At 49.1% G+C, this 13,730-nt stretch carries 2 protein-coding genes, 7 tRNA genes and 6 rRNA genes; all 15 read left to right on the top strand.

Annotated features, from left to right (window positions below; translation table 11 throughout):
- The first annotated feature begins 2 nt into the window (after positions 1-2).
- The 15 genes from fre to VV1_RS24520 all read left to right on the top strand — a co-directional run bounded on the left by fre (position 3) and on the right by VV1_RS24520 (position 13,586).
- A complete protein-coding gene (gene fre, locus VV1_RS04480; RefSeq protein WP_011078982.1) occupies positions 3-716 on the top strand; it encodes an NAD(P)H-flavin reductase in 714 nt (237 codons plus the stop codon).
- Positions 717-1,179: 463 nt separating this feature from the next.
- Positions 1,180-2,722, top strand: a 16S ribosomal RNA gene (locus tag VV1_RS04475).
- 62 nt (positions 2,723-2,784) lie between these two features.
- Positions 2,785-2,861 (top strand) — tRNA-Ile (locus tag VV1_RS04470).
- Positions 2,862-2,871: 10 nt separating this feature from the next.
- A tRNA-Ala gene (locus tag VV1_RS04465) sits at positions 2,872-2,947 on the top strand.
- Positions 2,948-3,226: 279 nt separating this feature from the next.
- Positions 3,227-6,114 (top strand): 23S ribosomal RNA (locus VV1_RS04460).
- A 123-nt stretch (positions 6,115-6,237) separates the two neighbouring features.
- A 5S ribosomal RNA gene (gene rrf, locus VV1_RS04455) occupies positions 6,238-6,353 on the top strand.
- Between the two features lie 329 nt (positions 6,354-6,682).
- Positions 6,683-8,225: ribosomal RNA gene (locus tag VV1_RS04450) — 16S ribosomal RNA — on the top strand.
- A 67-nt stretch (positions 8,226-8,292) separates the two neighbouring features.
- A tRNA-Glu gene (locus VV1_RS04445) sits at positions 8,293-8,368 on the top strand.
- Position 8,369: 1 nt separating this feature from the next.
- Positions 8,370-8,445, top strand: a tRNA-Lys gene (locus VV1_RS04440).
- Positions 8,446-8,459: 14 nt separating this feature from the next.
- A tRNA-Ala gene (locus VV1_RS04435) sits at positions 8,460-8,535 on the top strand.
- Positions 8,536-8,549: 14 nt separating this feature from the next.
- Positions 8,550-8,625 (top strand) — tRNA-Val (locus VV1_RS04430).
- Positions 8,626-8,964: 339 nt separating this feature from the next.
- Positions 8,965-11,852, top strand: a 23S ribosomal RNA gene (locus VV1_RS04425).
- 123 nt (positions 11,853-11,975) lie between these two features.
- Positions 11,976-12,091: ribosomal RNA gene (rrf, locus tag VV1_RS04420) — 5S ribosomal RNA — on the top strand.
- Together the 16S, 23S and 5S rRNA genes with 7 tRNA genes alongside form the textbook arrangement of a ribosomal RNA operon.
- 31 nt (positions 12,092-12,122) lie before the next feature.
- A tRNA-Asp gene (locus tag VV1_RS04415) sits at positions 12,123-12,199 on the top strand.
- 351 nt (positions 12,200-12,550) lie between these two features.
- A protein-coding gene (locus VV1_RS24520; RefSeq protein ID WP_133295485.1) for an IS630 family transposase occupies positions 12,551-13,586 on the top strand; the annotation gives its coding sequence in 2 pieces (ribosomal slippage) (positions 12,551-13,009 and positions 13,011-13,586; 1,035 coding nt in all).
- Positions 13,587-13,730 lie beyond the last annotated feature (144 nt).

The following is a 13,730-nucleotide window of genomic DNA, read 5'->3' as shown; positions in this document are numbered from 1 at the left end:
CCATGACAATTCAATGTAAAGTAAAGTCGATTAAGCCACTAGCCAGCAACACTTACCAGATCCTATTGCATCCTGAAAAACCAGTCTCCTTTAAAGCAGGTCAATATCTCATGGTGGTGATGGGTGAGAAAGACAAGCGTCCATTTTCCATTGCCAGTAGCCCTTGTCGTCACGAAGGGGAGTTAGAGTTACATATCGGTGCTGCCGAACATAATGCTTATGCACTTGAAGTGGTGGAGGTGATGCAGAATGCATTGGATAACGATAGCTATATTGATATCGATGCACCACATGGCGATGCGTGGATCCGCGAAGAGAGCGAAAGACCGATGTTACTCATTGCTGGTGGAACGGGTTTTAGTTATGTACGTTCTATTCTCGATCACTGTATCGCGCAGAATAAGCCAAACTCAATTTATCTTTACTGGGGCGCTAGAGATTATTCACAACTTTACGCGAGCGAAGAGTTGGCTTTGATTGCCAGCCAAAATGCGAATGTGCATTTTATTTCCGTCGTGGAAGAGTCTCCTGCGAATTGGCAGGGCAAAGTGGGTAACGTATTACAAGCCATCCACGAGGATTTCAGTAGTTTGGAAAACTACGATATTTACATCGCAGGTCGATTTGAGATGGCTGGCTTAGCAAGAGAGCAATTTACACAGCAAAAACAAGCTAAGCGTGAAAGAATGTTTGCTGATGCATACGCCTTTATTTAAGTTTGTCCTATCATTTACCCCATCTTATTAGTCGCGAAAGGGGGTGTTTTGCTCTCTTTTGCGCCACATTGTTGGCTTTGTAATCAAACAAACGCTTTTGGTGACTTTTTTTCAAATTAGGGGTTGCCAATGAAACTGCCTTCCCTATAATGCGCATCCACCGACACGGCAGACAGCGTAAGGCTTCAGCAAGGTCGGGTGAGGCAAAAGCTTCTGAGAAAATAAATTTGAAAAAGTGTTTGACTCTTCAAATTAACTCGCTAGAATGCACCTCCGCTTTGAGAGAAAAGCTTCTCGAAAAGCAAGCTCTTTAACAATATAAACCTATCAATCTGTGTGGGCACTCGTTGATGATAATCCAAAAGATTTATCAATGAACTGAGTGACCAAAACGATACTAAGTATCGGCACAGTCAATTTATTCAGTATTCATTGAGCCGAAGCGAAAGCTTCAAAAAACTTTTAATTGAAGAGTTTGATCATGGCTCAGATTGAACGCTGGCGGCAGGCCTAACACATGCAAGTCGAGCGGCAGCACAGAGAAACTTGTTTCTCGGGTGGCGAGCGGCGGACGGGTGAGTAATGCCTGGGAAATTGCCCTGATGTGGGGGATAACCATTGGAAACGATGGCTAATACCGCATGATGCCTACGGGCCAAAGAGGGGGACCTTCGGGCCTCTCGCGTCAGGATATGCCCAGGTGGGATTAGCTAGTTGGTGAGGTAAGGGCTCACCAAGGCGACGATCCCTAGCTGGTCTGAGAGGATGATCAGCCACACTGGAACTGAGACACGGTCCAGACTCCTACGGGAGGCAGCAGTGGGGAATATTGCACAATGGGCGCAAGCCTGATGCAGCCATGCCGCGTGTGTGAAGAAGGCCTTCGGGTTGTAAAGCACTTTCAGTTGTGAGGAAGGTGGTGTCGTTAATAGCGGCATCATTTGACGTTAGCAACAGAAGAAGCACCGGCTAACTCCGTGCCAGCAGCCGCGGTAATACGGAGGGTGCGAGCGTTAATCGGAATTACTGGGCGTAAAGCGCATGCAGGTGGTTTGTTAAGTCAGATGTGAAAGCCCGGGGCTCAACCTCGGAACTGCATTTGAAACTGGCAGACTAGAGTACTGTAGAGGGGGGTAGAATTTCAGGTGTAGCGGTGAAATGCGTAGAGATCTGAAGGAATACCGGTGGCGAAGGCGGCCCCCTGGACAGATACTGACACTCAGATGCGAAAGCGTGGGGAGCAAACAGGATTAGATACCCTGGTAGTCCACGCTGTAAACGATGTCTACTTGGAGGTTGTGGCCTTGAGCCGTGGCTTTCGGAGCTAACGCGTTAAGTAGACCGCCTGGGGAGTACGGTCGCAAGATTAAAACTCAAATGAATTGACGGGGGCCCGCACAAGCGGTGGAGCATGTGGTTTAATTCGATGCAACGCGAAGAACCTTACCTACTCTTGACATCCAGAGAAGCCAGCGGAGACGCAGGTGTGCCTTCGGGAACTCTGAGACAGGTGCTGCATGGCTGTCGTCAGCTCGTGTTGTGAAATGTTGGGTTAAGTCCCGCAACGAGCGCAACCCTTATCCTTGTTTGCCAGCGAGTAATGTCGGGAACTCCAGGGAGACTGCCGGTGATAAACCGGAGGAAGGTGGGGACGACGTCAAGTCATCATGGCCCTTACGAGTAGGGCTACACACGTGCTACAATGGCGCATACAGAGGGCGGCCAACTTGCGAAAGTGAGCGAATCCCAAAAAGTGCGTCGTAGTCCGGATTGGAGTCTGCAACTCGACTCCATGAAGTCGGAATCGCTAGTAATCGTGGATCAGAATGCCACGGTGAATACGTTCCCGGGCCTTGTACACACCGCCCGTCACACCATGGGAGTGGGCTGCAAAAGAAGTGGGTAGTTTAACCTTCGGGAGGACGCTCACCACTTTGTGGTTCATGACTGGGGTGAAGTCGTAACAAGGTAGCGCTAGGGGAACCTGGCGCTGGATCACCTCCTTATACGATGATTATTGCGATGAGTGTTCACACAGATTGATACGGTTTAGATTAGAGTATCTAGTGGGTCTGTAGCTCAGGTGGTTAGAGCGTACGCCTGATAAGCGTAAGGTCGGTGGTTCGAGTCCACTCAGACCCACCACTCAAACGATGGGGCTATAGCTCAGCTGGGAGAGCGCCTGCCTTGCACGCAGGAGGTCAGCAGTTCGATCCTGCTTAGCTCCACCATCTTTAAGGGTTTTTCCTTAAGAATCTTTAAAAATGGTTTCGAAAGAAATCTGCTCTTTAACAATTTGGAAAGCTGACAAAACAACAATTTATTGTTGTTTGTAAAGTTCTCAATGTTTGTCTTTAGGACAAACACCAACAAACACATTCAAGTGTTCTTGGGAAGGTCACTTTTAGTGACTATTCGAAATTGAGTCCGGCAAAATCAACGCTATCTCGCTCATTCAAATAATGAGATAGCAACTTTGGTTGTTTAACAAAGACCCTTTGGGGTTGTATGGTTAAGTGACTAAGCGTACACGGTGGATGCCTTGGCAGTCAGAGGCGATGAAGGACGTAGTAACTTGCGATAAGCGTAGATGAGGCAGTAACAGCCACTTGAGTCTACGATTTCCGAATGGGGAAACCCACTGGCATAAGCCAGTATCATTGAGTGAATACATAGCTCAATGAAGCGAACCGGGAGAACTGAAACATCTAAGTACCCCGAGGAAAAGAAATCAACCGAGATTCCGAAAGTAGCGGCGAGCGAAATTGGATTAGCCCTTAAGCTTTACATGTGTTAGACGAACGGTCTGGAAAGTCCGACGATACAGGGTGATAGTCCCGTAGTTGACGATGCATGTTCAGTGAAATCGAGTAGGGCGGGACACGTGTTATCCTGTCTGAATATGGGGGGACCATCCTCCAAGGCTAAATACTCCTGACTGACCGATAGTGAACCAGTACCGTGAGGGAAAGGCGAAAAGAACCCCTGTGAGGGGAGTGAAATAGAACCTGAAACCGTGTACGTACAAGCAGTAGGAGCACCTTCGTGGTGTGACTGCGTACCTTTTGTATAATGGGTCAGCGACTTATATTCAGTGGCAAGGTTAACCATCTAGGGGAGCCGTAGGGAAACCGAGTCTTAACTGGGCGCCATAGTCTCTGGATATAGACCCGAAACCGAGTGATCTAGCCATGGGCAGGTTGAAGGTTGAGTAACATCAACTGGAGGACCGAACCGACTAATGTTGAAAAATTAGCGGATGACTTGTGGCTAGGGGTGAAAGGCCAATCAAACTCGGAGATAGCTGGTTCTCCCCGAAAGCTATTTAGGTAGCGCCTCGGACGAATACTACTGGGGGTAGAGCACTGTTAAGGCTAGGGGGTCATCCCGACTTACCAACCCTTTGCAAACTCCGAATACCAGTAAGTACTATCCGGGAGACACACGGCGGGTGCTAACGTCCGTCGTGGAGAGGGAAACAACCCAGACCGCCAGCTAAGGTCCCAAATTACAGCTAAGTGGGAAACGATGTGGGAAGGCTTAGACAGCTAGGATGTTGGCTTAGAAGCAGCCATCATTTAAAGAAAGCGTAATAGCTCACTAGTCGAGTCGGCCTGCGCGGAAGATGTAACGGGGCTAAGTTGTAAACCGAAGCTGCGGCAATGTTCTTTGAACATTGGGTAGGGGAGCGTTCTGTAAGCCGTTGAAGGTGTGTTGTAAAGCATGCTGGAGGTATCAGAAGTGCGAATGCTGACATGAGTAACGACAAGGGGGGTGAAAAACCTCCCCGCCGGAAGACCAAGGGTTCCTGTCCAACGTTAATCGGGGCAGGGTAAGTCGACCCCTAAGGCGAGGCCGAAAGGCGTAGTCGATGGGAAACGGGTTAATATTCCCGTACTTCTTACAATTGCGATGGGGGGACGGAGAAGGCTAGGTGGGCCTGGCGACGGTTGTCCAGGTTCAAGTGCGTAGGCTGAGTGTTTAGGTAAATCCGGACACTCTTAAGGCTGAGACACGACGTCGAGCTACTACGGTAGTGAAGTCATTGATGCCATGCTTCCAGGAAAAGCCTCTAAGCTTCAGATTGTAAGGAATCGTACCCCAAACCGACACAGGTGGTCGGGTAGAGAATACCAAGGCGCTTGAGAGAACTCGGGTGAAGGAACTAGGCAAAATGGTACCGTAACTTCGGGAGAAGGTACGCTCTTGATGGTGAAGTCCCTTGCGGATGGAGCTGACGAGAGTCGCAGATACCAGGTGGCTGCAACTGTTTATTAAAAACACAGCACTGTGCAAAATCGTAAGATGACGTATACGGTGTGACGCCTGCCCGGTGCCGGAAGGTTAATTGATGGGGTTAGCGTAAGCGAAGCTCTTGATCGAAGCCCCGGTAAACGGCGGCCGTAACTATAACGGTCCTAAGGTAGCGAAATTCCTTGTCGGGTAAGTTCCGACCTGCACGAATGGCGTAATGATGGCCACGCTGTCTCCACCCGAGACTCAGTGAAATTGAAATCGCTGTGAAGATGCAGTGTACCCGCGGCTAGACGGAAAGACCCCGTGAACCTTTACTACAGCTTGGCACTGAACATTGAACCTACATGTGTAGGATAGGTGGGAGGCTTTGAAGACGTGACGCCAGTTGCGTTGGAGCCGTCCTTGAAATACCACCCTTGTATGTTTGATGTTCTAACGTTGGCCCCTAATCGGGGTTGCGGACAGTGCCTGGTGGGTAGTTTGACTGGGGCGGTCTCCTCCCAAAGAGTAACGGAGGAGCACGAAGGTGGGCTAATCACGGTTGGACATCGTGAGGTTAGTGCAATGGCATAAGCCCGCTTAACTGCGAGAATGACGGTTCGAGCAGGTGCGAAAGCAGGTCATAGTGATCCGGTGGTTCTGAATGGAAGGGCCATCGCTCAACGGATAAAAGGTACTCCGGGGATAACAGGCTGATACCGCCCAAGAGTTCATATCGACGGCGGTGTTTGGCACCTCGATGTCGGCTCATCACATCCTGGGGCTGAAGTCGGTCCCAAGGGTATGGCTGTTCGCCATTTAAAGTGGTACGCGAGCTGGGTTTAGAACGTCGTGAGACAGTTCGGTCCCTATCTGCCGTGGGCGTTGGAAGATTGAAGGGGGCTGCTCCTAGTACGAGAGGACCGGAGTGGACGAACCTCTGGTGTTCGGGTTGTGTCGCCAGACGCATTGCCCGGTAGCTAAGTTCGGAATCGATAACCGCTGAAAGCATCTAAGCGGGAAGCGAGCCCTGAGATGAGTCTTCCCTGATACTTTAAGTATCCTGAAGGGTTGTTCGAGACTAGAACGTTGATAGGCAGGGTGTGTAAGCGCTGTGAGGCGTTGAGCTAACCTGTACTAATTGCCCGTGAGGCTTAACCATACAACACCCAAAGGGTTTTGATGGACTCGATGTAAGAACATTGAATGTGTAGAGAACATAAACAGCTTTCCAGATTTTTTGCTTTCACTTTTTTAGAAAAAGTGAAGACAAAAACAGAATTTGCTTGGCGACCATAGCGTTTTGGACCCACCTGAATCCATTCCGAACTCAGAAGTGAAACGAAATAGCGTCGATGGTAGTGTGGGGGTTCCCCATGTGAGAGTAGAACATCGCCAGGCTCCTATTTATTTTCACTTTTTCAAAAAGTGAAGACAAAAGGTTCGACTTGTCTTTAATTAGACCAGTCACCATAAAGTTTTAAGCAAAAAGCTTAGAGTTTTATGTTGACTTACAGAGTCAATAGCGTATTATACGCGTCCTGCTTAAGTGCTAAAGCGCTGAAAGCAAAGCTCTTTAACAATATAAACCTATCAATCTGTGTGGGCACTCGTTGATGATAATCCAAAAGATTTATCAATGAACTGAGTGACCAAAACGATACTAAGTATCGGCACAGTCAATTTATTCAGTATTCATTGAGCCGAAGCGCAAGCTTCAAAAAAACTTTTAATTGAAGAGTTTGATCATGGCTCAGATTGAACGCTGGCGGCAGGCCTAACACATGCAAGTCGAGCGGCAGCACAGAGAAACTTGTTTCTCGGGTGGCGAGCGGCGGACGGGTGAGTAATGCCTGGGAAATTGCCCTGATGTGGGGGATAACCATTGGAAACGATGGCTAATACCGCATGATGCCTACGGGCCAAAGAGGGGGACCTTCGGGCCTCTCGCGTCAGGATATGCCCAGGTGGGATTAGCTAGTTGGTGAGGTAAGGGCTCACCAAGGCGACGATCCCTAGCTGGTCTGAGAGGATGATCAGCCACACTGGAACTGAGACACGGTCCAGACTCCTACGGGAGGCAGCAGTGGGGAATATTGCACAATGGGCGCAAGCCTGATGCAGCCATGCCGCGTGTGTGAAGAAGGCCTTCGGGTTGTAAAGCACTTTCAGTTGTGAGGAAGGTGGTGTCGTTAATAGCGGCATCATTTGACGTTAGCAACAGAAGAAGCACCGGCTAACTCCGTGCCAGCAGCCGCGGTAATACGGAGGGTGCGAGCGTTAATCGGAATTACTGGGCGTAAAGCGCATGCAGGTGGTTTGTTAAGTCAGATGTGAAAGCCCGGGGCTCAACCTCGGAACTGCATTTGAAACTGGCAGACTAGAGTACTGTAGAGGGGGGTAGAATTTCAGGTGTAGCGGTGAAATGCGTAGAGATCTGAAGGAATACCGGTGGCGAAGGCGGCCCCCTGGACAGATACTGACACTCAGATGCGAAAGCGTGGGGAGCAAACAGGATTAGATACCCTGGTAGTCCACGCTGTAAACGATGTCTACTTGGAGGTTGTGGCCTTGAGCCGTGGCTTTCGGAGCTAACGCGTTAAGTAGACCGCCTGGGGAGTACGGTCGCAAGATTAAAACTCAAATGAATTGACGGGGGCCCGCACAAGCGGTGGAGCATGTGGTTTAATTCGATGCAACGCGAAGAACCTTACCTACTCTTGACATCCAGAGAAGCCAGCGGAGACGCAGGTGTGCCTTCGGGAACTCTGAGACAGGTGCTGCATGGCTGTCGTCAGCTCGTGTTGTGAAATGTTGGGTTAAGTCCCGCAACGAGCGCAACCCTTATCCTTGTTTGCCAGCGAGTAATGTCGGGAACTCCAGGGAGACTGCCGGTGATAAACCGGAGGAAGGTGGGGACGACGTCAAGTCATCATGGCCCTTACGAGTAGGGCTACACACGTGCTACAATGGCGCATACAGAGGGCGGCCAACTTGCGAAAGTGAGCGAATCCCAAAAAGTGCGTCGTAGTCCGGATTGGAGTCTGCAACTCGACTCCATGAAGTCGGAATCGCTAGTAATCGTGGATCAGAATGCCACGGTGAATACGTTCCCGGGCCTTGTACACACCGCCCGTCACACCATGGGAGTGGGCTGCAAAAGAAGTGGGTAGTTTAACCTTCGGGAGGACGCTCACCACTTTGTGGTTCATGACTGGGGTGAAGTCGTAACAAGGTAGCGCTAGGGGAACCTGGCGCTGGATCACCTCCTTATACGATGATTATTGCGATGAGTGTTCACACAGATTGATACGGTTTAGAAAGTTTAGAGTATCTTAGTGTCCCGTTCGTCTAGAGGCCTAGGACACCGCCCTTTCACGGCGGTAACAGGGGTTCGACTCCCCTACGGGATACCATGGGTCGTTAGCTCAGTCGGTAGAGCAGTTGACTTTTAATCAATTGGTCGCAGGTTCGAATCCTGCACGACCCACCATTACTTCAAGAGTTGGGGTTATAGCTCAGCTGGGAGAGCGCCTGCCTTGCACGCAGGAGGTCTGCGGTTCGATCCCGCATAGCTCCACCATTCTTGAATGCAATGGGCGATTAGCTCAGTTGGGAGAGCACCTGCCTTACAAGCAGGGGGTCACTGGTTCGAACCCGGTATCGCCCACCACTCTTTAAATATTTTTAGTGTTTCTTGATGAAAACCACCTTCTTTATGTTTGTGGTTGATTTTTCGACGCTGAGAGTCTTTAAAAAGTGTGTTTCTCGTAGAGAATTGCATTGCTCTTTAACAATTTGGAAAGCTGACAAAACAACAATTTATTGTTGTTTGTAAAGTTCTCAATGTTTGTCTTTAAGACAAACACCAACAAACACATTCAAGTGTTCTTGGGAAGGTCACTTTTAGTGACTATTCGAAATTGAGTCCGGCAAAATCAACGCTATCTCGCTCATTCAAATAATGAGATAGCAACTTTGGTTGTTTAACAAAGACCCTTTGGGGTTGTATGGTTAAGTGACTAAGCGTACACGGTGGATGCCTTGGCAGTCAGAGGCGATGAAGGACGTAGTAACTTGCGATAAGCGTAGATGAGGCAGTAACAGCCACTTGAGTCTACGATTTCCGAATGGGGAAACCCACTGGCATAAGCCAGTATCATTGAGTGAATACATAGCTCAATGAAGCGAACCGGGAGAACTGAAACATCTAAGTACCCCGAGGAAAAGAAATCAACCGAGATTCCGAAAGTAGCGGCGAGCGAAATTGGATTAGCCCTTAAGCTTTACATGTGTTAGACGAACGGTCTGGAAAGTCCGACGATACAGGGTGATAGTCCCGTAGTTGACGATGCATGTTCAGTGAAATCGAGTAGGGCGGGACACGTGTTATCCTGTCTGAATATGGGGGGACCATCCTCCAAGGCTAAATACTCCTGACTGACCGATAGTGAACCAGTACCGTGAGGGAAAGGCGAAAAGAACCCCTGTGAGGGGAGTGAAATAGAACCTGAAACCGTGTACGTACAAGCAGTAGGAGCACCTTCGTGGTGTGACTGCGTACCTTTTGTATAATGGGTCAGCGACTTATATTCAGTGGCAAGGTTAACCATCTAGGGGAGCCGTAGGGAAACCGAGTCTTAACTGGGCGCCATAGTCTCTGGATATAGACCCGAAACCGAGTGATCTAGCCATGGGCAGGTTGAAGGTTGAGTAACATCAACTGGAGGACCGAACCGACTAATGTTGAAAAATTAGCGGATGACTTGTGGCTAGGGGTGAAAGGCCAATCAAACTCGGAGATAGCTGGTTCTCCCCGAAAGCTATTTAGGTAGCGCCTCGGACGAATACTACTGGGGGTAGAGCACTGTTAAGGCTAGGGGGTCATCCCGACTTACCAACCCTTTGCAAACTCCGAATACCAGTAAGTACTATCCGGGAGACACACGGCGGGTGCTAACGTCCGTCGTGGAGAGGGAAACAACCCAGACCGCCAGCTAAGGTCCCAAATTACAGCTAAGTGGGAAACGATGTGGGAAGGCTTAGACAGCTAGGATGTTGGCTTAGAAGCAGCCATCATTTAAAGAAAGCGTAATAGCTCACTAGTCGAGTCGGCCTGCGCGGAAGATGTAACGGGGCTAAGTTGTAAACCGAAGCTGCGGCAATGTTCTTTGAACATTGGGTAGGGGAGCGTTCTGTAAGCCGTTGAAGGTGTGTTGTAAAGCATGCTGGAGGTATCAGAAGTGCGAATGCTGACATGAGTAACGACAAGGGGGGTGAAAAACCTCCCCGCCGGAAGACCAAGGGTTCCTGTCCAACGTTAATCGGGGCAGGGTAAGTCGACCCCTAAGGCGAGGCCGAAAGGCGTAGTCGATGGGAAACGGGTTAATATTCCCGTACTTCTTACAATTGCGATGGGGGGACGGAGAAGGCTAGGTGGGCCTGGCGACGGTTGTCCAGGTTCAAGTGCGTAGGCTGAGTGTTTAGGTAAATCCGGACACTCTTAAGGCTGAGACACGACGTCGAGCTACTACGGTAGTGAAGTCATTGATGCCATGCTTCCAGGAAAAGCCTCTAAGCTTCAGATTGTAAGGAATCGTACCCCAAACCGACACAGGTGGTCGGGTAGAGAATACCAAGGCGCTTGAGAGAACTCGGGTGAAGGAACTAGGCAAAATGGTACCGTAACTTCGGGAGAAGGTACGCTCTTGATGGTGAAGTCCCTTGCGGATGGAGCTGACGAGAGTCGCAGATACCAGGTGGCTGCAACTGTTTATTAAAAACACAGCACTGTGCAAAATCGTAAGATGACGTATACGGTGTGACGCCTGCCCGGTGCCGGAAGGTTAATTGATGGGGTTAGCGTAAGCGAAGCTCTTGATCGAAGCCCCGGTAAACGGCGGCCGTAACTATAACGGTCCTAAGGTAGCGAAATTCCTTGTCGGGTAAGTTCCGACCTGCACGAATGGCGTAATGATGGCCACGCTGTCTCCACCCGAGACTCAGTGAAATTGAAATCGCTGTGAAGATGCAGTGTACCCGCGGCTAGACGGAAAGACCCCGTGAACCTTTACTACAGCTTGGCACTGAACATTGAACCTACATGTGTAGGATAGGTGGGAGGCTTTGAAGACGTGACGCCAGTTGCGTTGGAGCCGTCCTTGAAATACCACCCTTGTATGTTTGATGTTCTAACGTTGGCCCCTAATCGGGGTTGCGGACAGTGCCTGGTGGGTAGTTTGACTGGGGCGGTCTCCTCCCAAAGAGTAACGGAGGAGCACGAAGGTGGGCTAATCACGGTTGGACATCGTGAGGTTAGTGCAATGGCATAAGCCCGCTTAACTGCGAGAATGACGGTTCGAGCAGGTGCGAAAGCAGGTCATAGTGATCCGGTGGTTCTGAATGGAAGGGCCATCGCTCAACGGATAAAAGGTACTCCGGGGATAACAGGCTGATACCGCCCAAGAGTTCATATCGACGGCGGTGTTTGGCACCTCGATGTCGGCTCATCACATCCTGGGGCTGAAGTCGGTCCCAAGGGTATGGCTGTTCGCCATTTAAAGTGGTACGCGAGCTGGGTTTAGAACGTCGTGAGACAGTTCGGTCCCTATCTGCCGTGGGCGTTGGAAGATTGAAGGGGGCTGCTCCTAGTACGAGAGGACCGGAGTGGACGAACCTCTGGTGTTCGGGTTGTGTCGCCAGACGCATTGCCCGGTAGCTAAGTTCGGAATCGATAACCGCTGAAAGCATCTAAGCGGGAAGCGAGCCCTGAGATGAGTCTTCCCTGATACTTTAAGTATCCTGAAGGGTTGTTCGAGACTAGAACGTTGATAGGCAGGGTGTGTAAGCGCTGTGAGGCGTTGAGCTAACCTGTACTAATTGCCCGTGAGGCTTAACCATACAACACCCAAAGGGTTTTGATGGACTCGATGTAAGAACATTGAATGTGTAGAGAACATAAGCAGCTTTCCAGATTTTTTGCTTTCACTTTTTTAGAAAAAGTGAAGACAAAAACAGAATTTGCTTGGCGACCATAGCGTTTTGGACCCACCTGAATCCATTCCGAACTCAGAAGTGAAACGAAATAGCGTCGATGGTAGTGTGGGGTTTCCCCATGTGAGAGTAGAACATCGCCAGGCTTTTAATTTAGACTTTAGGTCTAACCAGTGCGGAGCGGTAGTTCAGTTGGTTAGAATACCGGCCTGTCACGCCGGGGGTCGCGGGTTCGAGTCCCGTCCGCTCCGCCACTTATTCCAGACCTCAGCAGAAATGCTGAGGTCTTTTTGTTTCTGTTGTATTATTTTGGTCTGTGACCAACGAGTCCCGCAAAAGGTTTGCCCGTTGACTGCCACCCCAGCCGTCAGCCACTTATTTAGAAACCCAGTCTTCAGACTGGGTTTGGTCGTTTTAAGCGTAGTGAATTTTTTTAAGGGGAGTGCATCCCGCTTATGCCAGAGTTGAAAGCTTTGCTGTTTACTACTTATGCTAGACCTTAGCTGACATGCTGGGTCTTTTTGTTTGTACTCATCCAACTTATACCAACCTAACTAAAAATATGATCTAATTAAGGCTGTTACTTCTTCGTGATAAATGACGCTATGGACAGTCTTAATAACATTGATTTCAAAAAACTTGCTAGCCAACAAAAATCGATTCAAATGAAGATGCGATTGCTCGCATTGGCCCATTTTAAAGATGGTCACTCTCGAACCCAAATTGCTAAGTTCCTTAAGGTAAGCAGAGCCAGTGTGAATAAATGGGTACAAACCTTCCTTGAAGAAGGGCTTGAAGGACTGCAAGAGAAACCAAGAACGGGTCGCCCAGCATTTCTTAACGCGGAGCAGCGAGAACAATTAAGTCAGTATATAAAAGCTCGAGCGATGGATTCGTCTGGCGGTCGATTAACTGGTAACGATATTCATGCTTATATCGTTAATGAATTTGGCAAACACTACCACCCAGATTCGATCTACTACTTGCTCAACCATATGGGCTTTGCTTGGATAACTTCACGCTCCAAACACCCTCGTCAATCCCAGCAAATCCAAGACGATTTTAAAAAAATTCAAAATTGAAACGATCCTTAAGATCCCCGGTCACATGGGGCTTGATAACGTCGATGTCTGGTTTCAAGATGAAGCAAGATTTGGCCAGCAAAACACGACAACTCGACTTTGGGCTGAGCGTGGCTCAAGACCAAGAGTGGTAAAACAGCAGCAGTTTGAATATGCGTATTTGTTTGGCTCAGTATGCCCCGCTAGAGGTATTGGTGAGGCAATGGTCGTTCCTTGGGTTAACAAGAACATTATGGTTGAGCATCTGAAGCAACTCTTCGCGGTGACCGAAAAAGGTCGTCACGCAGTGGTCATTATGGATGGCGCGGGTTGGCATACAAATGACATTGCTGAGCCATTTGACAATGTCAGTATCATCAAGCTCCCGCCATATTCACCAGAGCTAAACCCGATAGAACAAGTGTGGAGTTGGTTAAGACAACACTATCTCGCCAATCAATCTTTTGCGGATTACGAAGACATTGTCTCCAAAGTATGTAGGGCTTGGAATAGTTTTTTGGAATGTTCGGCCAGAGTCAGACAGATGTGCTCGAGAAGCTGGATAGACCTGAACAGTTAATTTTCCAGATTGGTATTAGCCAATTTTCTGGGCTCTTCCACTCTAGTTGATTTAAAACCCCTAACTGGCTTTAAATCAATACCAAAAACTAAATAGAGAACGAGGAGTCTATCTTGCTTAATGTGTCCTATATTAATTAAGTAA

This window comes from Vibrio vulnificus CMCP6 (genome assembly GCF_000039765.1).
Classification (GTDB): Bacteria; Pseudomonadota; Gammaproteobacteria; order Enterobacterales; family Vibrionaceae; genus Vibrio; species Vibrio vulnificus_B.
Note: the sequence above shows the minus strand (reverse complement) of the source record. Positions and strands in the feature narration are given on the sequence as shown.

Bases quoted from the DNA above. Each gene is read 5' to 3' on its own strand.
- fre (WP_011078982.1), top strand. From the start codon at position 3: ATGACAATTCAATGTAAAGTAAAGTCGATTAAGCCACTAGCCAGCAAC.